Source organism: Halorientalis sp. (assembly GCF_028275115.1).
Taxonomy (GTDB): Archaea; Halobacteriota; Halobacteria; order Halobacteriales; family Haloarculaceae; genus Halorientalis.
This window is the reverse complement of the sequence record NZ_JAQCNH010000019.1, coordinates 118382-143738: the sequence shown is the minus strand read 5'-3', so window position 1 is coordinate 143738 and position 25357 is coordinate 118382. Positions and strand designations below refer to the sequence as shown.

General features: G+C 64.1%; 23 protein-coding genes and 2 pseudogenes. 11 read left to right on the top strand and 14 right to left on the bottom strand.

Annotation, left to right across the window (positions count from 1 at the left end; genetic code table 11):
• Together Q0964_RS02835 and Q0964_RS02830 are read right to left on the bottom strand one after the other, a co-directional pair.
• A partial coding sequence (locus Q0964_RS02835; protein WP_299263216.1) for a 2-oxoacid:ferredoxin oxidoreductase subunit beta occupies positions 1-818 on the bottom strand: 818 nt, incomplete at its 3' end.
• The gene (locus tag Q0964_RS02830) at positions 815-2584 is read right to left on the bottom strand and encodes a 2-oxoacid:acceptor oxidoreductase subunit alpha (RefSeq protein WP_299263214.1); all 1770 of its coding nucleotides are present in this window, start codon (positions 2582-2584) and stop codon (positions 815-817) included. The genes Q0964_RS02835 and Q0964_RS02830, both read right to left, overlap by 4 nt.
• Before the next feature lie 142 nt (positions 2585-2726).
• Between Q0964_RS02830 and Q0964_RS02825 the strand changes: the two genes are divergently transcribed.
• The 5 genes from Q0964_RS02825 to Q0964_RS02805 all read left to right on the top strand — a co-directional run bounded on the left by Q0964_RS02825 (position 2727) and on the right by Q0964_RS02805 (position 7369).
• A complete protein-coding gene (locus Q0964_RS02825) occupies positions 2727-3368 on the top strand; it encodes an FAD-binding oxidoreductase (RefSeq protein ID WP_299263212.1) in 642 nt (213 codons plus the stop codon).
• Between the two features lie 51 nt (positions 3369-3419).
• Entirely contained in the window at positions 3420-3809 is a 390-nt protein-coding gene (locus tag Q0964_RS02820; RefSeq protein ID WP_299263210.1) for a hypothetical protein, read from the top strand.
• A gap of 44 nt (positions 3810-3853) precedes the next feature.
• Positions 3854-4807 (top strand): alpha/beta fold hydrolase, encoded by a 954-nt coding sequence (locus tag Q0964_RS02815; RefSeq protein WP_299263208.1) that lies wholly within the window; start codon positions 3854-3856, stop codon positions 4805-4807.
• A gap of 55 nt (positions 4808-4862) precedes the next feature.
• Positions 4863-5456: an NUDIX hydrolase gene (locus tag Q0964_RS02810; protein WP_299263206.1), complete on the top strand. Its 594-nt coding sequence runs from the start codon at positions 4863-4865 to the stop codon at positions 5454-5456.
• A gap of 86 nt (positions 5457-5542) precedes the next feature.
• Positions 5543-7369 carry a histidine kinase N-terminal 7TM domain-containing protein gene (locus tag Q0964_RS02805; protein WP_299263204.1) on the top strand — a complete coding sequence of 609 codons (1827 nt, stop codon included), beginning with the start codon at positions 5543-5545 and terminating at the stop codon, positions 7367-7369.
• Here the strand turns inward: Q0964_RS02805 and mce are convergent.
• Positions 7366-7752 (bottom strand): methylmalonyl-CoA epimerase, encoded by a 387-nt coding sequence (mce, locus tag Q0964_RS02800; protein ID WP_299263202.1) that lies wholly within the window; start codon positions 7750-7752, stop codon positions 7366-7368. The genes Q0964_RS02805 and mce overlap by 4 nt on opposite strands.
• Before the next feature lie 71 nt (positions 7753-7823).
• Between mce and Q0964_RS02795 the strand changes: the two genes are divergently transcribed.
• Entirely contained in the window at positions 7824-8159 is a 336-nt protein-coding gene (locus tag Q0964_RS02795) for a GNAT family N-acetyltransferase (protein WP_349254421.1), read from the top strand.
• On the opposite strand, the gene Q0964_RS02790 is transcribed toward Q0964_RS02795, so the two are convergent.
• The 3 genes from Q0964_RS02790 to Q0964_RS02780 all read right to left on the bottom strand — a co-directional run bounded on the left by Q0964_RS02790 (position 8149) and on the right by Q0964_RS02780 (position 10587).
• The gene (locus Q0964_RS02790) at positions 8149-8364 is read right to left on the bottom strand and encodes a helix-turn-helix transcriptional regulator (protein WP_299263200.1); all 216 of its coding nucleotides are present in this window, start codon (positions 8362-8364) and stop codon (positions 8149-8151) included. The genes Q0964_RS02795 and Q0964_RS02790 overlap by 11 nt on opposite strands.
• Positions 8361-8780, bottom strand: a complete 420-nt coding sequence (locus tag Q0964_RS02785; RefSeq protein ID WP_299263198.1) for a hypothetical protein — start codon at positions 8778-8780, stop codon at positions 8361-8363. The genes Q0964_RS02790 and Q0964_RS02785 overlap by 4 nt, the downstream gene beginning before the upstream one ends.
• Positions 8781-8907: 127 nt before the next feature.
• Complete coding sequence (locus Q0964_RS02780; RefSeq protein ID WP_299263196.1) at positions 8908-10587, bottom strand: acyl-CoA mutase large subunit family protein; 1680 nt, start codon at positions 10585-10587, stop codon at positions 8908-8910.
• 160 nt (positions 10588-10747) lie between these two features.
• On the opposite strand from Q0964_RS02780, the gene Q0964_RS02775 reads away from it, so the two are divergent.
• A complete protein-coding gene (locus tag Q0964_RS02775; protein WP_299263194.1) occupies positions 10748-12457 on the top strand; it encodes a sensor histidine kinase in 1710 nt (569 codons plus the stop codon).
• Positions 12458-12476: 19 nt separating this feature from the next.
• Here the strand turns inward: Q0964_RS02775 and Q0964_RS02770 are convergent, their stop codons facing one another.
• From Q0964_RS02770 to Q0964_RS18595, 4 genes and pseudogenes are all read right to left on the bottom strand, one after another.
• Positions 12477-13058, bottom strand: coding sequence for a GNAT family N-acetyltransferase (locus Q0964_RS02770; protein WP_299263192.1), 582 nt, complete (start codon positions 13056-13058; stop codon positions 12477-12479).
• A gap of 72 nt (positions 13059-13130) precedes the next feature.
• Positions 13131-13391, bottom strand: coding sequence for an ATP-binding cassette domain-containing protein (locus Q0964_RS02765; RefSeq protein WP_299263190.1), 261 nt, complete (start codon positions 13389-13391; stop codon positions 13131-13133).
• A gap of 220 nt (positions 13392-13611) precedes the next feature.
• On the bottom strand, positions 13612-13830 hold the full coding sequence (locus Q0964_RS02760; RefSeq protein ID WP_299263188.1) for an ATP-binding cassette domain-containing protein: 219 nt from the start codon (positions 13828-13830) through the stop codon (positions 13612-13614).
• Positions 13831-14155: 325 nt separating this feature from the next.
• Positions 14156-14802 (bottom strand): annotated as a pseudogene (locus tag Q0964_RS18595) (helix-turn-helix domain-containing protein).
• Positions 14803-14934: 132 nt separating this feature from the next.
• Here Q0964_RS18595 and Q0964_RS02755 point away from each other — a divergent pair.
• The 3 genes from Q0964_RS02755 (at position 14935) to Q0964_RS02745 (ending at position 19185) form a co-directional block, all read left to right on the top strand.
• Entirely contained in the window at positions 14935-15792 is an 858-nt protein-coding gene (locus Q0964_RS02755) for a DUF7551 domain-containing protein (RefSeq protein WP_299263187.1), read from the top strand.
• Between the two features lie 105 nt (positions 15793-15897).
• Entirely contained in the window at positions 15898-17058 is a 1161-nt protein-coding gene (locus Q0964_RS02750) for a PAS domain S-box protein (RefSeq protein ID WP_299263186.1), read from the top strand.
• Between the two features lie 108 nt (positions 17059-17166).
• Entirely contained in the window at positions 17167-19185 is a 2019-nt protein-coding gene (locus tag Q0964_RS02745; RefSeq protein ID WP_299263185.1) for an AMP-binding protein, read from the top strand.
• A gap of 183 nt (positions 19186-19368) precedes the next feature.
• Here Q0964_RS02745 and Q0964_RS02740 read toward each other — a convergent pair whose 3' ends face one another.
• A complete protein-coding gene (locus Q0964_RS02740; protein WP_299263183.1) occupies positions 19369-20067 on the bottom strand; it encodes an acyl-CoA synthetase family protein in 699 nt (232 codons plus the stop codon).
• 545 nt (positions 20068-20612) lie between these two features.
• Here Q0964_RS02740 and Q0964_RS02735 point away from each other — a divergent pair.
• A pseudogene (locus Q0964_RS02735) lies at positions 20613-20783 on the top strand (RNA-guided endonuclease InsQ/TnpB family protein); the annotation flags it as partial.
• A gap of 404 nt (positions 20784-21187) precedes the next feature.
• Here the strand turns inward: Q0964_RS02735 and dnaJ are convergent.
• The 3 genes from dnaJ to dnaK form a co-directional block, all read right to left on the bottom strand.
• On the bottom strand, positions 21188-22342 hold the full coding sequence (dnaJ, locus tag Q0964_RS02730; protein ID WP_299263181.1) for a molecular chaperone DnaJ: 1155 nt from the start codon (positions 22340-22342) through the stop codon (positions 21188-21190).
• A gap of 83 nt (positions 22343-22425) precedes the next feature.
• Positions 22426-22614 carry a hypothetical protein gene (locus tag Q0964_RS02725; protein ID WP_299263179.1) on the bottom strand — a complete coding sequence of 63 codons (189 nt, stop codon included), beginning with the start codon at positions 22612-22614 and terminating at the stop codon, positions 22426-22428.
• A gap of 771 nt (positions 22615-23385) precedes the next feature.
• The gene (gene dnaK, locus Q0964_RS02720) at positions 23386-25329 is read right to left on the bottom strand and encodes a molecular chaperone DnaK (RefSeq protein ID WP_299263177.1); all 1944 of its coding nucleotides are present in this window, start codon (positions 25327-25329) and stop codon (positions 23386-23388) included.
• Between the last annotated feature and the right edge of the window lie 28 nt (positions 25330-25357).

Sequence of the window (25357 nt, the reverse complement as noted above, 5' to 3'; positions counted from 1 at the left end):
TCGGGGATGTCGGCCATGGAGTCGGTTAGGCCTACGCGCTCGTCGAAGGGCACCGACTGTTCGTCTTGGTAGATGACGCCTTGGTACTCCTTGTCGGCGTCGAGGATGGCCGATTTGGCGTCGTCGTAGTCCGTCGAGTCGTGGTCGGTCCCGTCGAGGTCGACGACGGTGTCTCGGAAGTAGTCGTATGTATCGACGTCGTTGAACGTGACACACGGCGAGTAGACGTTGACGAAGCCGAAGCCGTCGTGTTCGATGGCCTTTTTGACGATTTCGGTGTGGCGCTGAGAGTCCGAACTGAACGATTGGGCGATGAACGTCCCGCCGGCGGCGAGCGCCAGCGCGAGGGGGTTGACCGGGGGCTGTTTCGGGCCGTCCGGTGTGGTCGCAGTCTCGAAGTCCTCCCGACTGGTCGGTGAGGCCTGCCCCTTCGTGAGACCGTAGATGCGGTTGTCCATGACGACGTAGCTCATGTCGACGTTCCGGCGGACGGCGTGGATGAAGTGACCGGCACCGATGGAGTAGCCGTCACCGTCCCCGCCTGCGACCATCACTTCCAGGTCCGGGTTGGCCAGTTTCGTCCCGATGCCCACCGGCAGTGCGCGGCCGTGGACACCGTGGAGCGCGTAGCTGTGCATGTAGGTGCCGATCTTCCCGGAACACCCGATGCCGGCGACGACGAACGTGTTATCCGGGTCGTTGCCGGTGTTCGCGAGGGCTTTCATCATGCCGTTCATCGTCCCGAAGTCACCGCAGCCGGGACACCACGTCGGTTGCTTGTCGGATTTGAAGTCCGTGAATCTGATATCGGAGCTCATTGTTTTGCTTCCACCTCACCTGGTTCGGCGAGTTCGTCTTCGATTGCACCTGCGAGTTCGTCGGCCTTGAATCGCACGCCATTGTACTTGTTGACACGTTTGACTCGTGTCAGCGTGTCGTGCTCGAGGAGGTCCGCGAACTGCCCCGTAGAGTTGCACTCGACGACAATGACCTCCTCGGCGGCATCGATCTCGTCGGAGAGGTCCGGCCGGGGGAGGATGTACGGCACCGAGATGAAACGCACGTCGGTACTCCCCGCTTCGAGGAGGTCAAGCGCCTCACGCATCGCACCTTCGTTGGAGCCCCACGAGAGGACGAGGTTGTCCGCATCGGGGTCGCCGTACTCGCGGTAGTTCCAGTCTTCGTCTTCGCGGGCGGTCTCGACTTTCTGCTGGCGCTTGTCGACCTGTTCGATGCGGACCGCGGTGTCTTCGGTCCGGCGGCCGAGTTCGTCGTGTTCGAGCCCGGTCGTCATGTGTGCGCCGCCGTCGGTCCCGGGGATGGTCCGCGGACTGACACCGTCGGCGGTCGGGAAGTGTGGCTGAAACTGCCCCTGTTCGTTCTGCCAGTCCGAAATCGAGTCCTCGTCGACGACTTTCCCGCGGTCGATCTCGACGTCGTCCATGTCGAAGGTCTCCGGCGGGAACGTCTGCTCGGACACCGACATGGCCAGGTCCGAGATCAAAAACACCGGCGTCTGGTACTTCTCGGCGAGATTGAACGCCTCGATGGTCTTCCAGAAACACTCCGAGATGGTCGTCGGTGCGACGATGAGACGAGGCACCTCGCCGTGGCCGCCGTACAGCGTCATGTTGAGGTCGCCCTGCTCCTGTTTGGTCGGCATCCCGGTCGAGGGACCCGAGCGCTGAACGTCGGTGATGACCAGCGGCGTCTCGCTGGTTGCCACAAGGCCGAACGTCTCGGTCATCAGGTCGATCCCGGCACCGGACGTGGCGGTCATCGCCCGCGCACCGGCTCGCGCCGCGCCCAGTGCCATGTTGACAGCCGCGAGTTCGTCCTCCGCCTGAACGACCTTCCCGCCGTAGGAGTCGAGGCGGCCGGTCAGGTACTCCATGATGCTCGTCGCCGGCGTGATGGGGTACCCGGAGTAGAACCGGCACCCAGCGGCGATAGCACCCATCCCGAGCGCTTCGTTGCCGTTCAGGAGGACGTAGTCGTTGTCGGTCGTCTCGACGTCGTAGTCGGCACCGTGGTCGCACTCCTCCTGAACGTACTCCTGCCCGAGTCGGGCAGCCTTCTTGTTGTTCTCGACGATGGCTTGACCCTTGTCTTTGAATCGCTTTTCCAGCGATTCGTCGAGGTTCTCGATGGGAAAGTCCGCCACGTCGCAGGCGGCCCCGAGCGCGACGATGTTGCGCATGATGGCGCCGCCGGCGTCCTCAGCCAGCGACTTCAGGGGCACGTCGAGCCCGATCATTCCCTCGGGAATCTCGACGTCCTGCATCGTGGTGCGCTCACCGTCGTAGATAATGACGCTTCCCTCGTGCAACTCGTTCATATTCTCGTCGATGGTTCGCTCGGTCAGTGCGATGAGAATGTCAAGCCTGTCGACGACGCTCTCGACGCGTTCGACCGAGGTACGTACCTTGTACGCCGTGTACCCACCACGGATACGCGACGCAAAGTCCTTGGAGGTGAACACGTGGCGACCGGCACGGGACAGAGCTTGTGCGAAAATCTTGCCCGTAGAGTCGATCCCGTCGCCAGCTTCACCACCGATGGCCCAGTTGAGGTCCGCGGGCATACTAACAGTCAGCTACCCAGCGGTGACGCAAAAGCCTTCTGCAATAGCTGTTCAAACCTGCAAATCGTTTCGTTAAATGACTGTACGTCCATTTCTCTCCGGACCGAAAGCACCTTTCGGCAAGGGCACTCAGGGTCCAAATATGGAAGACGAATCCGTCTCCGTTGCTGCCGTGTCGTCGGTCGGTCAGAACGCCATCGCCATCGACTTCGAGTCGCCTGCGGACTTCTCGGCCCGCCCGGGCCAGTTCGTCAAGCTCGTCGCCGAGGTCGGCGGCGAGCGCGAGAGCCGATTCTACACCATCTCCTCGTCGGACGTAGCGGACACCTTCGAGGTCACCGTCGAAATCGACCCGGACGGGGCGCTCGGACCGGTCCTCGCGGACCTGGACGCCGACGACGAACTCACCGTGTCGGGCCCATACGGAAGCGCCTACTACGAGGACGAACCCCGTGCGGTCGTCCTCGCGGGTGGTCCGGGCGTCGGTCCCGCGGTCGGCATCGCACGCCGCGCGCTCGCGGACGACAACGAAGCCGCCATCGTTTACCGCGACGACGACCCTATCCGGGAGGCGGCCCTCGCGGATCTTGAAGCCGAGGGTATCACGGTTCACCGTCTCGATACAGACGACGATATAACGGCGGCCACGAGCGACGTGTTGACTCACGCGGACGGTGAGCAGGTGTTCGTCTACGGATTCGCGGACTTCCTCGACGCCGCGACGACCGCCATCGACGCGGCAGACGGCGACCCCGACGGTGCCAAGGTCGAGAACTTCGGCTAGGGTGGCGAAACGCGGGTGAGATTTAACCCCCGCCGGTCGGTACTCCGCGTGATGAGTGTCCGTCGATGGTCCCACCTCGCAGGCCGAGTCGGTGCCGTCCTGCTGGTCGCAGGCGCGGTTACGGTACTCGCCAGTTCAGGGCCTGGGTTCGGCTCGACAACTGCACAGGCCCAGGAGACCGCCACCGAGGCGACGACGGCCGCGAACGCGACTACCGACGGCTCCCAGCTACAGACCGCCGAGGGCGACGGTGACGACGGCGGCGGCATCGTCGAGACCCTGCTCGGCCTCGTCGGTGGCGTGGTTGGATTTCTCGGCGGCGTCGTCGGCGTCGTCGCTGGCTTCCTCGACAGCCCCATCGGGCACGCCCTGGTCGGGATTCCGCTCGGGCTCTACCTCGGTCTGAAAGGGATCGCACTGTATCTGGAGTACTACGACTGAGGCCGTCCCGAACCGTTATTCGGAGCGCGACACGACCCTGAGCTATGCGACTGCGCGACGCGCTCGGTGAGTGGCTCGGTGTCGGGACAGAGCCAGCGACGGACGCGGTCGGCGGGGAGTCCGACGCTCTCGAACTGGCCGCCGAAATCGCCGACGACCCCTGCACTGTAGAGCTCCGTGACGGCCGCGACCTCGGATACGCGACCGTCGGCGACCCGGACGGTGAGCCGTTGGTGCTGTTCCACGGCTTCCCCAACTCGCGCGTGTTCGCCGCCGCGTTCGACGGCGTGGCCCGCGAGCAGAACGCCCGCGTGGTCGCCCCGGAGCGGCCGGGTTTCGGCGTCTCCGATCCGGCTCACGGGCGCACGCTGACCGACTGGCCCGCCGACGTGGCCGATATGGCCGACACGCTGGGCCTCGACGAGTTCTCCGTTCTCGGGATTTCGGCCGGCGGTCCGTACGCTGTGGCGACCGCGGCACTCCTGGACCAGCGCGTCGAGCGGGCAGGGGTCGTCTGCGGACTCGGTCCGATGGCGGCGGTCGGCCTGCGAGACCGACTCTGGTACTACGGCGCCCGCGTTCTCCCGCCAGTGACGAAACTCGGCCTGTGGCTCGGCGGGCGGCAGGCGCTCGGCGACCGGGAAACCTTCCTCGAATCCATGGCCGAGAACGCCGCGCCGGCGGACGGACCGGTCTGGACGGGGAGACTAGGGATGGTCGTCCACGCGAGCATGGTCGAGTCGCGCCGTCATCACGGACTCGACCCGCTGGTGACCGAAACCGCGCTTTTCGGCCGGCCGTGGGGGGTCGACCTCGGGGCGATTTCGGTCCCAATGTGGCTGTGGTACGGGAAAGCAGACACCGTCGTCCCGCCGGCGATGGGGCTGTACCTCACCGAGGCTATCCCGACCGCAGAGTCACAGTTCTACCCCGACCTGGGACACCTCTCGACGGTCCAGGAGACCGAGCAGGAGGTGTTCGAGACGCTGACGGGCTGACACCGTCTGCCGAGTCGGAGAACATTTCAGTGCGAACGAAAACGGTGGGGTGAAGATGAACCGCGAGGTCAATCGGGCGGAGGTCGACCGTCGGCAGGACCGCCTGCTGGCGGAGTACGGCGACGTGCCCGTCCGAGAGGAACGCGAGAAAGTGCCCGCCGAGGTGTTTCCGGAGTTGCGTGACCTGACCGCGGAAGGGTACACCGGCGGCGGCTACGTCTGGGTGGTCCGCGAACCGCCCGAGACCGTGCCGCTCTCGGAGTCGCTCCCGGCCGACATCGAGGAGGACCGGCGGGTGCTGATGGTCCTCTCGCGGGGTTCTACCAGGTGGGGCCTCCCCGGCGGGGGTCGGGAGTGCGGCGAGTCCTACGAGGAGGCGGCCGTGCGCGAAGTCCACGAGGAGACCGGGGTTGACTGTCGGGTCACCGAGCCGTTTCTGATACGGCGGCGCGTTAGCGTTTCGAGGGGTGATGACGACGAACGGCTCCACACGCTATGGGTCTTCTTCGACGGCCGCTACGAGGGCGGCCACCTGGCCGTTCAGCCCGGCGACCTCAACGGGGCTGCATGGTTCGCCCGACCGCCGACCCGGATGCACTCGGCGGGCGAGTTCCGGGCCGCCAAGTGGGACTGTTATCATCTTCGATAGCGCGGGAGGTACGTTTAAACTCGTTAGGAGACAGGCGAAAGTAAGAGAACTGCTCGTCGGTCGGAAGAAGCGGCAGACCTACGTCCATGTTCCAGTACAGCATTTACCTACCCGCGTTGTTGCTCGTCGTGGTCCTCTCGTCGGTGGCCAGTTACCTCGGGTACAAAAAACGCGACCGGCGCGGGATGGTCTGGTTCGCCGTGGCGATGGCCTGCATCGCCGCGTGGTCGTTGTTTCTCGCGGTGACCGTCGCGAGCGAGGCGCGACAGCTGAAACTCCTCTTCCTGACGCTGTTGTTCACGACCTCGGTGTACCTGTGTGCGAGCTGGTTCCTGTTCGCGGCCGCGTACACCGGTAACTACGACAGAGTGCCACGGCCCACCAGACTGGGACTGATGCTCGTGCCGCTCGCGTACGTCCCGACGACGCTGACCACGGATACTACCGGGCTGGTTCTCAGAAACGTGCGGGTGGTCGAAGAAGGCTCGATGCAGCTGCTACAGTACGACTGGGGGCCGCTCGTCTGGGCGTTCGTGGGGCTGACCTATCTGTGTATGTTCGCGGCGACGGTCCTGTTGTTTCGGAAGGCGGCACACTCCCGGAATCTCTACCGGAAGCTGAGCCTGGTACTCGCGTTCGGCGGTCTGTCGATGTGGATCTGTAACATGATTACGTTCGCAGGCCTGAGCCCGTTCCCACACCTGATGCTCGTGCCGCTCTCGTTTTTATTCTGGGGCGCCATCAGCCTCGTGCTGTTTTTCAGTATCCGGTTCGTGAAGCTGCTCCCGGTCGACAGGGTCGTCTCGGCGTTGAGTTCTCGGTTCGACGACGTGTTGCCGCTAGCCCGTGACTTCGTCATCGAGGAGATCGACAGCGGTGTCATGATTCTCGACGACGACGGCCGGGTCGTCGACATCAACTCGACGGCCCGGAAGATGTTCGGGTTGCACAGCCGCGTCATCGGCAAGCTCATTTTCGACGTGATCGACCTGGGGAAGTACTGGGACGACTACGAGGCGGGAGAGCTCCTGACCGAGCGGCGCGACCAGATATGGGTCCCCGTTTCGGAGACAGAGGAACGCTGTTACGACATCAACATCTCCGATATCGAGGACCGATCCGGGACCTTCGCCGGGCAGAGCGTGCTGATATACGACATAACCGACCAGAAGGAACGTGAGCAGGTGCTCCGGCAGCGCGAGGAGGAACTGCGTCAGCAGAAACAGGACCTCGAACAGCAAACCCAACAGCTCGAACACCAGAACGAGCGGCTGGACCGGTTTGCCAGCATCGTCTCCCACGACCTCCGCAATCCCCTCAACGTCGCCACCGGTCACGTCGAACTGCTGGATGCCAAACTCGGCAACGACCACGAGAAAAGCGTCGACGAACTGGAGACGGCACACGGCCGCATGCGCGACATCATCGACGACGCGCTCACGCTGGCTCGCTCCGGGAAGGCGATCACGGAGACGGAAGACGTAGACGTGGGTGCGGTCGCAACCAAGGCCTGGGTGAACGTCGACACCGACCGAGCGACGCTCGAGGCCGACCTGGACCTCGAACTGGAGAGCGACCGAAACCGCCTGTTCAGCGTCTTCGAGAACCTCTATCGGAACGCACTCGACCACAACGACGGCGAGCTCACGATTCGGGTCGACCTGCTCGCGGACGGCACCGGCTTCTACGTCGAGGACACCGGTGCAGGTATTCCCGAGGACGAGCGCGGCGAAGTGCTCGAACAGGGCTACACCACCCATGAGGAGGGCACCGGTCTCGGTCTCGCAATCGTTCGAGACATCGTCGGAGCTCACGGCTGGAAGCTCTCCGTCGCCGAGAGCCCGGAAGGCGGCGCACGCTTCGAGATCGAGTGTTTCCGCGACCCCGCCGAGGTCGGACCGGCAGCGGTTTAATGTTCGACGAATTCGAGCAAAACCCCACCGGTCGATTCGGGGTGCAGGAACGCCACCTCGTGGCCCCAGGCTCCCTCCCGCGGCGCGTCGTCGATCAACTCCACACCGGCCTCGCGAGCGTGCTCGATGGCCGCCACGATGTCGGCAGTCGCCACCGCGAGGTGGTGGATACCGGGACCGCTCCGGTCGAGATAGCTCGCGATGGCCCCCTCGTCCGTCGTCGGCTCGAGTACCTCGAAAAAGCCGTTTCCGAAGTCGAGAAAGACGACCTGCATACCGTCGAACTGTTCCTCGTGAGCGACCGTCGCGTCGAACAGGGTCGCGTACTGCTCGGTGAGTGCACCCGCGTCGTCGGTCGCGATGCCCGCGTGGTCGAACTGCATACTCCGACTGTGGGCGACGGGACAATCAGCCCTGCGACACTGTAGTACGTGGTAACTGTCATTGTAACTGACTGACATTCCCGCTGTGTGGGAAGCCCCGCCGTCGTCGGGCTACGCCCGACTGCCTGAGGGAGCTCCGCTCCCTCTCCGTTTACGCCGAGGAGGATGTCACCGGATTAGCCGAGGCCCACCGCGGGCACGGAATCGGAAGTCGCCTGCTCGACCACGGGCTCAACTGGACCGAAGAGATGGGACTGACGACGCTGTACAGCAGTTTCCCGGCCACGAACGAGGGCGCTATCGACTTCTTCGAGGCTCACGCCGGGGCGGTCGAAGCCGTCCACGAGAGCCACTACCGGATCGACGGCGAATCGGTCGACGAAGTGATGATGTCGGTCAGCCTGTAGCGTCAGCGGGCGGCGAGTTCGGGTCGAAGATGTCCCCGATTCGGCAGTCGAAGTGGTCTGCCAGGTCGAACGCGAGTTCGAGCGAGGGGTCGTACCGGCCGCGCTCGATGGAGTTGATCGTCTGCCGGGTCACGTCAACCGCTGCGGCCAGGTCGGCCTGACTCAGATCGTGTCGCTGGCGTCGATCGCGGAGATCGTTTTTCATGCGTTGTAGCGGACGACGGTGTAGACGACCCCCCACAGCAGGAAGAGGGCGGAGTAGGCGTAGATGCCGCCCCAGACGACCGGCGGGATTGCGTAGTAGCCGAGGGTGTCCAGCAGGTAAAAACCGATCACGACGGGGAGGCCGACGTAGGTGGCGATCATAATGGCCGTGCCGCTGGCCCGCTCGTGAAGCTGCTGTTCCCGTTCGTCGCTCAGTTGGACGGAACTCGCGAACTGCAGGTACAGCAGGGTCGCGATCCCACCGAGACAGGTGACCGCGTACACGACCAGCCCGACGAAGGTCTGATCGAGCAACATTCCGGCGAAGAAACTCACGATCCCGACCGCAAAGACGGCCATGATGATGCGATTGTAGCGCTGTCCTCTGTGTGCTGGATGATCCTGTGTCGTCGACATGATTGTCAGGGCGGTGTAAAGCGACGTTTCCGTAAAGGTCGATTTACAGTAAAGTGTGCTTTACACATCTACTTAGTTCTGTCGCTGGTCGAAAACCGTCGGGCAGCCGGGAAGGGCGGTCTCGCCGTCAGATGCCGCCGCCCTGGTACTCGCCGAACACGTCGCGCATGGCGTCACAGACCTCGCCGGTCGTCGCGTAGGCTTTGACCGCGTCGACGAGGTACGGCATGAGGTTCTCTCCCTCGCGAGCGGCCTCGCGCACGGCGTCGAGTTTGGCCTCGACGGCCTCGTCGTCGCGGCCCGCGCGGACCTCCGCGAGGGTCTCCTGTTGTTGCTGTTCGAGGCCTTCGTCGACCTCCTCGATGTCGACGTCCTCCTCTTCCTCGACCTGATAGTCGTTGACGCCGACGATGATGCGCTCGCCCTTCTCCTGTTCGCGCTGCCGCTCGAAGGCCACGTCCTGAATCTCCCGCTGGACCCACTGGTTCTCGATGGCCGGGAGCATCCCGCCTTTGCCGTCGACCCGCTCCAGAATCTCGAAGGCCTCGTCCTCGAGGTCGTCAGTCAGACTCTCCACGTAGTAGCTCCCACCGAGCGGGTCAATAGTGTCCGCCGCGCCCGACTCGTGGGCGAGAATCTGCTGTGTTCGCAGGGCGGTCCGGACGCTGTCTTCGGTCGGCAGACCGACCGCCTCGTCTTTCCCGTTCGTGTGGAGGCTCTGGGTGCCACCCAGCACGGCGGCGAGCGCCTGATAGGCCACCCGGACCACGTTGTTCTCGACCTGCTGGGCCGTCAGCGTCGACCCCGCAGTCTGCGTGTGGAACTTCAGTTGTTTGCTCTTGGGGTTCTCGGCGTCGAACCGCTCTTCCATGATCCGGTACCACATCCGCCGGGCCGCGCGGAACTTCGCGACCTCCTCGAGGATGTTGTTGTAGGAGGCAAAAAAGAATGACAGCTGGGGGGCGAACTCGTCGACATCCAGCCCGGCCTCGATGGCGGCCTCGACGTACTCGATGCCGTTGCCGAGCGTGAAAGCGATCTCCTGGGCCGCCGTGGAACCGGCCTCCCGGACGTGGTAGCCCGAGATCGAGATAGTGTTGAAGTTGGGGACCTCCTCGGCACAGAACTCGAAGATGTCGGTGATGATCCGCATGGACGGCTCCGGCGGGTAGATGTAGGTGTTGCGCGCGATGTACTCTTTGAGGACGTCGTTCTGGATGGTCCCACGGAGGTCCTCACGGTCGGCGCCCTGTTTGTCACCGACGGCGATGTACATCGCGAGCAGGACCGAGGCCGGCGCGTTGATTGTCATGCTGGTCGAGACTTCGTCCAGCGGGATGCCGTCGAAGACGGTCTCCATATCCGAGAGAGAGTCGATAGCGACACCCGTCTTGCCGACCTCCCCGGCAGCCATCGTGTTGTCCGAATCGTACCCCATCTGCGTCGGGAGGTCGAACGCCATCGAGAGCCCGGTCTGGCCCTCGTCGAGCAGGTAATTGAACCGCTCGTTAGTCTCTCTGGCCGTGCCCATGCCGGCGTACTGGCGCATGGTCCAGAGCCGGCCGCGATACATCGTAGGGTAAACCCCGCGAGTGTATGGCTCGTCACCGGGGAACCCGAGGTCTTCGTCGTAGTCCACGTCGGCCACGTCTGTGGGCGTGTACAGGCGTTCTACGGGCTGTCCCTCGGTGTCGGTGGTGAACGTCTCCCTGCGCTCGCCGAACCGTTCGACGGTCGGCGCGACCGACTCCTCGTCCCAGTCGGCTTTGCCCGAGCGTATCTCCTGGAGGTCTTCCTCGTCGAACATGTGCTTTTAGAAACGGAGCAGGCGTGTATAAGCGTTGTTTGAGGTTTCCGGGAATTTATGTGTCCGATAGGTAACCACTGCAGCGACTTCGACACGCAGGCGGGTCACCTGCCGACCCACGCGGTAATTTATTGATAATCGGTCGGATACGTAGGGACGAATGGTGTCGATTACCGCTGTCTACCAGGCGGTCCTTGTCGTCGCGGGGGTGGCCTGTCTGGGCATCGCGGTGTACGCTTGGCGCATGGAGTCGACGCGCGGCCAGCGAGAGGTGATCGGCCTGTTTCTCGCAATCGACGTCTGGATCGTGCAGGCGCTGCTGACGACGGTGTTCGCGGGCACACCCGTGGCGCGGACGATTCTCAAGAGTCACTTTTTCGGTATGACGCTCGTGCCGGCGTTCGCCCTGCTCGCGGCCCTGCAGTACACGGGTCGGGAGAAGTATATCAACGGTTGGCTGGGGCTGTTTCTCGCCATACAGCCCGTCGTCACCGGCGTCGGGGTCCAGTTCCAGTCGGTCGCCCGACAGGCTTTCCAGTTCGGGGCTGCGGACCCGTCGGCGTTCTACGGGTACCAGGTGACCTACGGCTGGTTCCTCTTTGCGAACGTCATCTGGGCCTACCTCCTGCTGGCGCTGGCGACCGGCCTCTTCCTCGAGTTCGCGGTCCGCGCCGACCCCGTCTACCAGCGACAGGCGACGGCCGTCGTCGTCGGCATCGCCGCACCCTGGGTGGGCAACGCTCTGTTCCTGTTCGGCCCCGCGCCCGTCGACCTCACCGCACTGGGATTCGTCGTGACCGGTTTCGCCATCTGGTGGGCTATCTACGCCGACGACCTCCTGGACGTGATGCCGGTCGCGAAGCGTACCGTCATCGAGAACATCGGTGCCGGCGTCCTCGTCCTCAATTGGCAGGACCGCGTCGTCGGTCTGAATCCACGGGGTCGGGAACTGCTCGGCCTGGATGACGTCAGCGTGGTCGGTCGCGACGTCGTCGACACTCTCGAAGACGTACCAGAGGTTCGGGACGCGGTTGGCGAGGTCAGAGACGTCGTCCAGCGGGCGGAGTCGGAGGTGCAGGCCCGTGGCCGGGACCTCCGGGTCACGGCGACGACGCTGAACGACAGCTATGGCCGCCGGCTCGGCCGCCTGATCCTCATCGAGGACATCACCGGACAGAAGCGCCGGCAACGCGAGTTACAGCGGCAGAACGAACGCCTCGACGAGTTCGCGGGCGTCGTTTCTCACGACCTTCGCAACCCGCTGAGCGTCGCCTCGGGCGAACTGGAACTCGCCCGCATCGCCGGTGAAGGCGAGATCGACGACCTCGACGACGCTCGCGACCGGATCGACGACATTCAACAGCGCATCGAGCGCGTGGCGTCGTCGCTGGACAGAATGGACGCCATCGTCGACGACGTGCTGGCACTGGCCCGCGGCGGTCAGCAGGTGCAGACGTCGGAGGAACTCTCACTCCAGGGACTCGCAGAGCGCGCGTGGGCCAACGTCGAGGCCCACGAAGCGACGCTGTCCGTCGAGAACGACACGACGCTCACGGGCGACGGCGATCGACTCCAGCGCGTGTTCGAGAATCTCTTTCGGAACTCGGTCGAACACGGCGACCTGGGCGTGACAGTGACCGTCGGTGAACTCGACGGCGGACGCGGCTTCTACGTGGCCGACGACGGCACAGGGATTCCGGATACCGAACGGGACGCGGTGTTCGAGAGCGGATACACGACGGACGACGACGGCACCGGATTCGGGCTGGCCATCGTCGAGGAGATCGTCGAGGCCCACGACTGGACGATCACGGCGACCGAGAGCGACGGCGGGGGCGCGCGGTTCGACATCGAGGGCGCGCGCTCGTAACCGGTCGGCAGCGTCGCGCTCAGCGGCCAGTGTCGTACTTGTAGGTCGCTTCCTCGGGGTCGATGCCGAAATCTTCGGGGCCTTCCTCGGGTTCGGTATTACCCTCGTCGACCGCGGCGCGTTTGAACGCCTCCCGAAACTTCTGGGGCATCCGGAACTCGGAGACGGCGAGCGACATCGGGACTGCGTCGGGTGCGGTCGCGGCCCGCTTTTCCTCCAGCCGACCCTGGAGTTTTTTCGGGAGCGACCCGGCCTCAACGGGGGCGAACTCGAACTGCTGTAGGTAGTTGGGTTCGCCGGTGAGCGCGTAAACGGTGTCGAACCCGTCGTCGCCGGCTTTCTGGACGAGCCGTTCGACGACGTGTGCACCGACGCCCTGCCCGCGCCAGCCGTCGAGAACACCGACAGAGGTGAGTTCACAGACCGACTCGTCGTCGGTCTTGTGGACGCGGAACCGCCCGAACCCCGCCTTTTCGTTCGTCTCTTCGTCGATTGCGATGACGTAATCGCGCGAGCGAAACGCCGTCTCGTCCAGGCCCATATCTTCGATGTGATCTAGAAGCCAGACCTCCTCGCGGTTTTTCGCGTCCCGGACGTACATATCGAACCTTTGGCCACGCCCGGCTAAAAACGTTGGCAGGTGTGGCGGTCGGCCAGCCGAGCAGTCGGCGGACTACTCCGCGCGCTCTACTCCCACGGAGAGGGACTCTTCGAGCAGGCCCTCGCGCCGGCAGAGGTCCGCGATTGACCCGTCCCGGGCGTTCTCACCACCCTCGATGATGTGTGCTCGTTCCGCGAGGGTGAGAGCGAAGCCGACGTTCTGTTCGGTGATCAGTACCGTTACATCGCAACTGGCGATATCCTCGAGCACTGCGGCCGAATTCTCGACGGGTACGGGTTCCAGCCCTTCCGTCGGTTCGTCGAGCAAGAGCACATCGTGGTCATGGACACGAGTGCACGCGCGGCCGAGAGCATCTGTTGCTCTCCACCACCGAGCTTCCGGCCGCGGTTCTCCCGGAGTTCGTCCAGCAAGGAAATATGTCGTACGTTTCCGCGACAGGGCGCGGTTCGCTGCCCGGACAGAAGTCGCGAGCGAGCCCAAGATTCTCGGCGACGGTCAGCGTCGGGAAGATTCGCCGCTTCTGGGGAATCGGCTAGATTCCCGTGTTGCTGATTCGGTCGACAGAGCGGTTCTCGATCGACGTCCCCTGGTAGGCGGTGGTCCCCTCACGACGGGGCGCGGTTCCAGTGACCGACCGCAACGTCGTCGTCCTGCCCGCACCGTTGTGGCCGAGAGGTGCCACCACTTCGTTTTCGGCGACTTCGAGGTCGAGATCGAACGGGACGTGACTGTTGCCGTAGTAGGCGTTCACCTACGAGTATCTCCGCTGGTTTATCAGCCGGTTCGCCGTTCTCGAACAGTACTGGCAGTTCAGTTTCGGTGTGCTCCTGCTCGTTGTGGTGCTGTTCTTCGAGAACGGCGTCGCCGACGGCGTCAGCCGGTTTCGGAACTGGCTCGGGGTAGCGCAGGAACGTTACCGGCTAGACGGCTGGGGCGACGGCGTCGCGCTGAGCCGCGAGACCGCGGTCGGATGTCTGGCGTGGTTCCGTGACGGGGTCCGGAGTGGCCTCAGGGGGCCGTCGCGTTGCTCAGAGCCTCATCCGACGTGTCATCGGCCGGTCGTCTGACTACCGTCGCTACTCAACCGCGCCGTCGAACTCGTCGAGTGCGTCGCCTACGCGTTCGAGCAGCTTCCGTTCGCTCCGTCGGAGGTTGTTGAAGACGGCCAGTTCCTCGGCCAGCGTCGGGAGCGTTCCCTCCCGCGACGTCGCAAAGTACCCGTTCGCGACCCCCGTTCGGAGTGTCTCCTCTTCGACCGTAGACGGCCCGCGACAGCCGTCGAGCAGCGACGAGACGGCGTTGGCGTTGTTCGTAACGTCGTTTTCCCTGCGCAGGTCCGACAGCGCACTCTCGGCCCGCTCGCTGCGGTCGAACCCAACGTGCCAGATTTCGCTCCCGTCTTCGACTCCGAATGGGCCGGTGATGTACCGTCGTGTTTCCGAATACGCTCCATCGCGTCGGTCTGTATGAGACGGGTCTTGAGCACTACAGCGTTTCGCTCGCGCCCAATCGGATCGAAGCTGTGGACGTTCTCGTGGTTCCGGAGTGCGGTCAGCCCGTTTTCGAGCGCCTCTGAGTCCGTCCCGCTGACACTGATCCGTGTCTCCGACTCCTCGGTGGCCGGATTGAAATCACACTGCTTGGCGTGGAAGGACACGTCGTGTTCGACCGTCGTATCGATGTGCGGACAGTCGTACTGGACTATTTCCACATGCAGTGTCATTATCTGACGCACTCAGAGTTCTGCTCTTCGTTCTACTGAATACAGTGCATATTTGTTCGGGTAATCTCGTTGCGTAAATATAGAGCCCGTACCGTAACCTACTTTTGTCGGCCTGTTTTAGGCGACCCTAAAATGGTCGGTGAGACGCTCTCGAAGATCAGAGCGCGGATCGACGATCTGGCGGTCGACGGCGGGGAGTACTGGGTCGTCTGCGGCCGGACCGGTGTCTGTCCGGTCCCCGTCGCTGGCGCGCGGTTTCCGGACCGGGAGACCGCCGAGAAAGCGGCGGAAGCGGCAGTCGCCTACCGGGCCGTGTTGCGCCGCTGGGACCCGCAGGCGCCCTGCTACGACTTCATCGCCTGCGAGGAGCCGAGCCACGTGGTCCGGACGGTGACGCCCCCACCGACGGGCGAGACAGCGTCACTGACAGGGTTCTGTCACGACGTGGCCGCGGCCGTGTTCGAAACCCTGTCAGCCCAGGGGCACGCCGACCTGGAGTCGTCGATCATGGACGTCTACTGCGAGACCGCCGACGCTATCGACGACCCCGACGACCTCTGTCTCCATCTGTTACGGACCCTCTCGTTCGAGTTGGGGGCCCGGCTCCCGGAGGCGGAGCAGGCCGTCGTCCTTCGGCGGGCAGCGGCGGAACTCGCCAACCCGGACGACACCGGGCGGCCGCTCGAGGCGACCCTGCAGCGGTTACAGCGGCTCGACATCGTGGACGGGTACACCGTCGACGCACACGGAGACGGCTCCGATATGCGGGCCTGGACGGTGACGATCACGAACTACGCGCTCACCTCACAGTCGGCTTCGTTACCGACGCTGCCGATCGCCATCGACCTGCTCGGTCGACTCCCGGGCCCCACGTTAACGGTGTCCGATCCCCGGCGACTCGACGGCAGGCAGTGGCAGTTCGACCTCGCGGTGACAGAAGACGGGGTGTCAGGCGGGCTCGTCCGCGTCCGGGCCGACTCCTCGGTGTGAGACGGGCCGGAGACGGTCACCGCCGTCCACCTGCCCGGCTCGGACACCGGTTCGGTCCGTGATTTGGCCCAAGTCCTTATGCCCGCTCTCGGCTTACGCCGAGCCATGGCTGCATTCGGGTCGGTGTCGGCGACTGTAGTCTACGTCGGTCCCGACGGAAGTGCCGTCGAGCGAGCAGTCTCGCTCCTGGCCGAGGCTGACGAGGCCACGACGGTCACGACCGTCCCGAAAATGTCGGATGCACTCGCGGCCGTCGCCGAAGTGAACGCGAACTGCATCGTAATCGAGGACGACCTCCCGGACGGAACCGCGCCGGAACTCGTGGAGCGACTCCGCGAAGAGCACCCATCGTTCCCTGTCGTCGTCCTCGCCGAGGACGCCGAGGACGCCGCCCGGAGTATCTCCGCGGGTGCGACGGACGCGCTCACGACGGCGATGGCGGCCGCCAGCGAGGAACTACTGGCCAACCGTATCGAAAACGCGCTCCGGTCAGGCGACACGGCGGAGGCGGCGGCGGTGACGGGCCGCCAGTACCGGACGCTGATCGAGCACGCCGAGGACATCGTGACCGTCATCGCGCCCGACGGAACCATCGAGTACCAGAGCCCGTCGGTGGAGCGGATTCTCGGCTGGGACCCCGGTGAACTCGTCGGCGACTACGTGTTCAATTACGTCCACCCGGACGACCGCGAGGAGATGCGCGGGCGGTTCATCGACCTCACCGAGCGCGAGGGCGTCGTCATCGAGGGCGTCACATTCCGGTTCAAACGGGCCGACGGGTCGTGGGCGTGGGTCGAGACCGTCGGGAGCAACCGGAAGGACACGACCGTCGACGGCTACGTCTTCAATTCGCGGGAGATTACCGAGCGACTGGAGCGCGAACGGGAGTTGAAACGCTACGAGACGGTCGTCGAGGCCGTTCCGGACGAACTGTACAGACTCGACACGGAGGGCGTCATCAGGTCGGTCGTCCCGCCGGCCGGCCGCGACCTGACAGTCGGGGGCTACGAACCCGACGAACTCGTCGGTGAGCCGGTCTCGACGGTCATGACGGAGGACGGCATCGAGACGGCAGAGAACCTGATCAACGAACTGGTCACCGGGGACGGCACGCGAGGGTCGTTCGAGATGGACCTCGTCACCGCCGCCGGTGACCGGATTCCCTTCGAGAATCATATTGCCGTCCTGTCGTCCGACGACGGGACCTTCCGCGGGACCGTCGGCGTTCTCCGGAACGTCGGGGAGCACAGAAACCGCGAGCAGTGAACCAGCCCGGTGTGCGGGCTCGGGGAATCGGACTCTGCCAGCTTCACTGACACATACGGAACCCAGCAATTCAATAGCTACTTTACCGACTCGACGAAACATCAGGCCATGGCATCCGAGTCCCTCGCCGACCTCGACGAAGTGGTCCACGAGCCGAGCCGGGAGTTCGTCGAGTCGACAAATATCTGGGAGTTCATGCAGACACACGGCATCGACGACTACGAGGAACTAATCGAGCGGACCACGACGGACGTCGACGGCGTGCCCGAATCAGGTGTCGACTGGTTCTGGGACGAACTCGTCGATTATCTCGGCATCGAGTTCTACGAGAACTACGACACGGTTCGGGACGATTCGGCGGGCCCGCAGTTCACCGACTGGTACCCCGGCGGCAGGCTCAACGTCGCCCACAACGTCGTCGACCGTCACGCCACCACCGACGAGGAGCGACGGAACAAAGTCGCCTGCATCTGGGAGGGCGAAGACGGCGACGTGCGGGAGGTGACCTTCCACGAACTTCACCAACAAGCGAATCGGGTCGCCAACGCCCTCGAAGCACGCGGCATCGAGACCGGCGACACCGTCGGACTGTACATGCCGATGGTCCCCGAGGTCATCGCCATCCTCTATGGCTGTTTCAAGATCGGCGCGGTCGCCGTCCCGATCTTCTCCGGATTCGGCGTCGACGCCACCGCCACCCGCATCGAGGACCCCGAGTGTTCGGTGTTGTTCACGGGCGACGGCTTCCTCCGGCGGGGCGACGCAGTCACACTCAAAGGAACCGCCGACGAGGCCGTCGAGCAGGCCGAAACCGACGTGGCGTCGGTGATCGTCTACGACCGACTCGGAGCCAGTAACTCCGACGCGGACCCCTCGGTCCCGATGACCGACGGTCGCGACGAGTGGTGGAGCGAGGCCGTCGCAACACAGTCCGACGACTACGACACCAAATCACTCCCCAGCGACCAGGAGTCGATGCTGCTGTACTCGTCGGGAACGACCGGCAAGCCGAAAGGAATCGTCCACACCCACGCCGGTGTCCAGACGCAGTGTGCCAAGGAACTGTACTTCGGGTTCGACCTCAAGCCCGCGGATCGGTTCTTCTGGGTGAGCGACATCGGCTGGATGATGGGTCCGTGGACCCTGATCGGCAACCACACCTTCGGCGGAACCATCTGCATGTACGAGGGTGCACCGGACCATCCACAGCCCGACCGATTCTGGGAGATGATCGACCGCCACGACCTCACCCAGTTCGGCATCTCGCCCACCGCGATTCGTGCACTGCGTAAACAGGGCGACGAGTGGGTCGAGGGTTACGACCTCTCCAGCCTCCGCCTGCTCGGGTCGACCGGCGAACCCTGGGACCCCGAGTCCTGGCGGTGGTTCCACGACACCGTCGGCGGTGGCGACACGCCCATTATCAACATCAGTGGCGGGACCGAAATCTGCGGTTGTTTCCTGATGCCGATGCCGATCAACGACCTCAAGCCCTGTACGCTGGGTGGCCCCGGACTGGGTATGGACATCGACGTCGTCGACTCCGACGGGGAGTCGATCGCGGACACCCACGACCGGGGCTACCTGGTCGCGCGTGACTCCTGTCCCTCGATGACTAAGTCGCTCTGGAGCGGCGACGAACGCTACCTGAACGAGTACTGGTCGACCTGGGACGACCTCTGGGACCACGGCGACTGGGCCCAGAAGGACGAGGACGGCTTCTGGTTCCTCCACGGCCGAGCCGACGACGCGCTGAACGTCGCTGGCCGCAAAGTCGGCCCCGCCGAGGTCGAGGGCGCGGCGATGGACCATCCGGCGGTCAACCAGGCCGCTGCCATCGGCGCGGACGACGACACCACCGGCACCGCGGTCGTGCTGTACGTGATTCTTGAAGACGAGTTCGAGGCCAGCGACGACCTCCGAGCGGAGATTCGCGCACAGGTCGGCGAGGAACTCGGCAAACCGTTCCGGCCCCGCGAAGTTCTGTTCGTCGACGAGTTCCCGAAGACACAGTCGGGCAAGATCATCCGCCGGGCCGTCCAAGCCACCTACGAGGGCGAGGACGTGGGTGATCTCTCCTCCATCGAGAATCCGGCGGCACTGACGGCCATCAAGAACGCCCAGTAGTTACGACGTTCTGGTTGCTTCGGGCGGCGCGGTTACTGTCCGGGGAACTGTCAGGCCTACCCGTCCTGCGCCTGGCGCGACCGCAGGCGTGCCGGTACGTTTCCGCTCTTTGTCACCGTGAGCGGCGAACTCGTTACCGGCCAACAGCCACCGTGCAACCAGCCCGGACCGAGTAACACTCCCTCAATCCAGCACGTCGTCAGGGTCGAGACTCGACTCCCCGTCACCACCGACGACTAACGCCGGCTCCGGACCGGTGTCGGCCAGCAGGATCGGGGCACCGGTTCGGAGCGGTGCGAGGACGCCCGCGACGAGCGTTCCCGGTCGGGCGAGCGGCGCTCGGACCGCGACAGCGTCGCCGTCCGTCAGGTCCCGCTCGTCGACGACACGCTCGGCGGCCGTCAGCAGGTCCGCGTGTGTGTACGACCGGTCGGCCGTCACGAGCGCAGGCTGGTCCGCAGCCACCCTGTCCGGCGGCATCGTCGGGTTCTCGCTCCAGATGTCCCGCTCGAAGTGAATCACGTCTGGGTCGGACGGCTCGTCGCCGTAGAGTACACGTTTGGTGCCGGGCTCGGCCGTCAGCGTCTCAATCTCGGCAGTAGGTCCCACGACCACTCGGACGTCCGCCTCGGGCGGGAGGCCGAACCGAACGGGCGCACCCAGAAGCGCCGCCCCGAGGACGGAGAGCAACGATTGCGGTGCCGGGTCGGATGCGACGGCAATACCCCGTTCGCGGCCCACGGCGTGGTACCGGAACAGACTCGCCGTCTTCCAGGCATCGGTACAGAACTTGTGTGCGGTGTACGGCTGCGAACTGTCGCCGTACACCAGCGGCTCTTTCACCCGACGCTCGCGTGCGACGAGATCACCGATCACGTCCATACCGTCAGTAGCCACCGTGCCCGCTTAAGTTGTCTGCCACGGCACGCAGGTCACGTTCGCTCCACAGTGCCCGTTCGTGAGTCTGTGTTTCTCGGGGACGTGGTCGGAAAACGCGACCCGCTCTGCGCGCTCCGAACGCGTTCGGGTCGGTTGCTTACAGGTCGTAGCTCCCGGACAGGTCGAACTGTCGGAAACGGAAAACGGCGCGAGGCCGCCAAGGGGGGAAGGGGTGGGGTTGCCAATAACGGCCGAGTGACCGATACCGACCCCGCGCCAGTTCTAATTATATAGCTCATAATATTAAGTCTAATTGTGACAGAACTATCTTGATACAGTGAGAGAATTTTCCCCCCTCCCTGAGGGACGAGTGTTCCGACACTCGCTGTCGGAACCGAGGACTGAGCAGGGTGGGGGTGAATCGCATCGACCCCGAGGAGACTCCAGTGTGGGTTCTGCTTGCTGGATACTCTACCGTGAGTCGCAGCCACTGATTCACTCACGAGGATAACCGTGAAGACAAACAGTTCGGGTGTCAGAACTGCGAATACGAGGTAAACGCGGATTATAACGCGGCGAAGAACATTGCCAACCGATATTGCGGGTATATCCATCGCGGGCAGAAGTCTCGCGGTGGATGGGCCACCAGTCAACTGGCCCTCAACGCAGGGACGTTGAACGTGAATGGTGACTACACACCTGCCGAATTACTCGGCTAGAACGGGAGTCCACTGACAAGCCTCGGGGCTTGACCCCGAGGCGGTTGACGCAAACGGCGTTGGCTATGTATACTGAATCTGGCCGTCACCCGCATCTACGTCGGCACCAGGCAGAACGTTTCGATTGTTTCCAGTCGTGGTTCGAGTGCGAGGGAAAGACGAGACGGCGAATCCACCCGGCTACCGCAAAGACCGGCTCCGTACGTAGGCATTCGACCGCCTCTGCCAGCATCGTCGGTCCACTTGGTTGATACACCGACGGGAAAGGTAGCCCCGCAAGAACAAGTCACGGGACTGTAGACCGGCAAATATCACAAACCGCGGGACGAGAAGCTCCGTCGTTCGGGACGGTGGGGGTGTCACCGATCGATTCTCACCTCACGGGGTAGCCGGCAGCCGGGGAGTCAGAAGCTGTTTTTTAGCCGCTCAAAAAAGCCCTGTTCGACCTCCACTTCCTCGCCGCCGGCCTCGGCGAACGCCTCCAGCGCTTCGCGCTGCTCGTCGTTCAGGCTCTCGGGCGTAACGACCCGGACCCGCACGAACATGTCACCCCGTCCACGGCCCCGGAGTTTCGGCATTCCTTTCCCATCCAGTCGGAAGACTTCTCCACTCTGGGTGTGTTTCGGGATGTCCAGCTCGACGTGGCCGTCGAGCGTCGACACCGCCACCTCGTCCCCGAACGTGGCCTGTGGGAAAGAGATGGCGTACTCGTGGTAGAGGTCGTCTCCCTCCCGGTCGAACTCGGGATGCTCGTCGATAGACACTTCGATGAGCAGGTCGCCACTGGGACCGCCGCCCTCACCGGGCGCGCCCTCGCCCTCCATCCGGAGGGTCTGGCCGTCGCGAATGCCGCCCGGCACGTCCACCGACAGCGTCACTTCGTCTCGGACTTGTCCTTTGCCGCGGCAGGTGCCACAGGTCTCGCTGTAGAGAGTGCCCTCGCCCTCACAGCGCCGGCAGGTCGTCGTCTGCTGGACCCGACCCATCGGCGTCTGCTGGACGCGGGTGACCTGGCCGCGGCCCTCACACTCGGGACAGGTCCGGGAGTCGCTGCCAGGCGGGTGTCCGTCGCCGTAGCAGTCGGGACAGCTCTCGGGACGGGTAATGACGAGCTGTTTCTCGACGCCTTTCGCGGCCTCGTCGAGAGTGATGGACAGGTCCGTCCGGAGGTCGGTCCCCTGGCGGGTACCGCCGCGACCGCCGCCGCCACCGAAGAACTGCTCGAAGATGTCGCCCATGTCACCGAAGGGACCGCCCTGTCCGAACGGGTCACCACCGGCACCGCGCTGTCCGCGCCCGCCGCCACCAGCGCCGCTGAACCCGCCCTGTTTCTGGGCCTGCTCGAACCGCTCGTGTCCGAGACGGTCGTATGCCTGGCGCTTCTCCTCGTCGGTCAGCACCTCCTTGGCCGTCTTGGCTTTCTTGAATTTTTCCTCTGCGTTCGGGTCGTCGCTCACGTCGGGATGGTACTCCCGCGCTTTCTCCCGATAGGCCTCCTTGATGTCGTCCTCGCCGGCGTCTCGCGACACCCCGAGCACGTCGTAGAAATCCTCGCTCATTCGTTGTTCTACTCTATTCGGTTGAGACACTTGAAAAGAACGGGTCGGCAACCCGGGCCGACACCGAACCTCGACCGCAGCGATTACGACTGCAGGTCCGTGTCGAAGACAATCACGAGCGCCGTGAGCAACGTGCCGACAGCCACGAGCGATGGCGATAGCGCGCCGGGCATCGGCCTCTCTCGGGTCGCCTGCACCACCGGGAGTCCGAGCCGCGCCGCAGTCAGCACGAAGACGACGCCGCCGGCCACGGCGACTACCGCGCAGACCACGAGCTATCTTGATACAGCGAGAGAATCCCGCCGTTTACGGCGGGCGTGAATCGCGTACGCTCCGTGAAGCAACCACCATGATTGCTACAAACCGGAGATTATGTTTCTCCAATCTGTTACATGATATGTACCGAGGCGGCCTCGACCGCTCAAGTAACCGGATACTATCGGATTCGGGAAATCCACGTTCGAGGGAATCTCCTTCGGGCCGCTGGATTCCCAATTACGGTAACTCCGAATCCCTCTGTAGATAGGAGTAACGGCGGTCTGGCCTCGCCAGTAGACCCGTCGTGCCGACCGGTCTGCAAACCAGCAACTCTCCCAAACCTGCGGTAGGAAGCCTCGCCGTCGTCGGGCTACGCCCGACTGCTTGAGGGAGCTTCGCTCCCGCTCCGTTTACGACGAGGAGGAGGTCACACGTGATGTAGCAGAATGAGCATGTTGACGGGCTTCACCCTCGGGGTCAAGCCCCGAGGCACTCGCCCTGTTCCACCTGTAGATGTTCATGCGAGCGTACGCGATTCCCGCCCGCCCTGTTCGGCGCTCGGTCCCGACAGCAGGTGTCGGAACACTCTCGTGGTTCGAAAATCTCCGATTTTCGTCATCACGAGAATCTTCGATTCTCGAACGACCTCACGGTAAGGGTGGGACTCCCTCGCTGTCTTAGGTGGGACCGACGACCGGTCGCTCGTCACCCACGGAAGCTTGTTGTCGGTTCTTTGCAACGCACGCTCGCCTTGACGATGTTCGGACTGGGGACCCGGACTCGACTTACTCGTCTTCGTCGTCCACGTCCTCGAAGTCCGCGTCGACGTACTCCTCGTCGCCGCCGTCGGAACCCGCACCCGGACCAGCACCGCCCGGGCCAGCACCGGGACCTGGACCTGGACCCGCACCCGCAGCGCCCGCACCGCCTGGGCCGGCACCGCCAGCCGCCTGCTGGGCCTGTTGCTGGTACATCTGCTTGCCAATCTCCTGGAGTTCCTCAGAGAGGCTCTCGGTGGCCGATTCCAGCGCCTCAGAGGCCGTCTCCAGTTCCTCGCTGTCGACGTTCTCGTACTCGTCGAGGGCCTCCTGCACGCGGTCGACTTCGGCCTCGATGTCGCTTTCCAAGTCGGCGTCGACCTCGTCTTCGTTCTCCTCGAGCAGTTTCTCCGCGCGCTGGATGGCGGATTCGGCCTCGTTGCGGGCCTCGACGAAGTCACGGCGCTTCTGGTCTTCCTCTGCGTGCTGTTCGGCTTCCTCCTGCATCTCCTCGATCTGGTCGTCGCTGAGGCCGGCACCGCCCTCGATGGTGATCGACTCGGCGTTGCCCGAGCCCTTGTCTTCTGCCTCGACGTTGACGATACCGTTCTCGTCGATATTGAACCCGACCTCGATCTGGGGCGTCCCGGCCGGGGCTGGCGGGATGCCCGTCAACTGGAACTCACCAAGGAGCTCGTTCTCCTCTGCCATCTCACGTTCGCCCTGGAACACCCGCACCTGCACCGAGGTTTGGTTGTCAGCCGCGGTGGTGAAGATCTTCGACTCCTCCGTCGGGATGGTCGTGTTCTTCTCGATCAGTCGCTCGAACAGGCCACCCTTGACCTCGATCCCGAGCGAGAGTGGCGTCACGTCCAGTAGGACGATGTCGTCCACGTCGCCGGAGAGAACGCCACCCTGAATGGCCGCACCGAGCGCGACGGCCTCGTCGGGGTTGACGTTCTTTTTCGGCTCTCGGCCCGTCAGATCCTCGACTTTCTCCTGGATCATCGGCATCCGGGTCGACCCGCCGACGAGCAGGACCTCGTCGATGTCGCTCTTAGAGTAGCCGGCGTCTTCGAGCGCCTGTTCGGTCGGCCCGACCGTCCGTTCGACCAACTCCTCGGTCAGGGACTCGAACTTCGCGCGCGTCATCTTCGTCTCGAGGTCTTTCGGCCCGTCGTCGTCGGCCGCGATGAACGGTAGATTGACCGTCGTTTCCTTGCGGTTCGACAGTTCGATTTTGGCCTCCTCGGCGGCCTCGGTCAGTCGCTGGAGGGCCTGTCGGTCCTCGCGGAGGTCGATACCGTGTTCGGCCTCGAACTCCTCGGCCAGATAATCGATGATGGCATCGTCCCAGTCGTCGCCGCCGAGGCCGTTGTCGCCGTTGGTGGCGACGACTTCGTAGACGCCGCCGCCGAGGTCGAGAATAGAAACGTCGAACGTCCCGCCGCCGAGGTCGTAGACGAGCACGGTCTGGTCGGACTCGTCGTCGAGTCCGTATGCCATCGAGGCCGCGGTCGGTTCGTTGATTATCCGGTCGACCTCGAAGCCGGCAATCTCGCCGGCGTCTTTCGTGGCCTGCCGCTGGCGGTCGCTGAAGTACGCGGGGACCGTAATGACGGCCTTCTCGATTTCGTCACCCAGGTACTCCTCGGCGTCGCGTTTGATCTTCTGGAGGGTCATCGCCGAGACCTGCTCCGGCGTGTACTCCTCGCCGTCCATCTCGACGGTGTAGCCGTCCTCGCCCATGTGACGCTTGATAGACTGGATGGTGTCGTCGGGGTTCTGGACGGCCTGGTTTTTCGCCGGCTTTCCGACGAGTTGCTCGCCGTCGTCGGTGAATGCGACGATGGACGGTGTCGTCCGGTCACCCTCGCTGTTGACGATTATCTCCGGGTCACCCCCCTCCATCACCGCGAAGGCGCTGTTGGTGGTACCGAGGTCGATACCGAGAATCTTGTTGCTCGCCATGTTGTCCACACCTATCGGTCTGAATCGG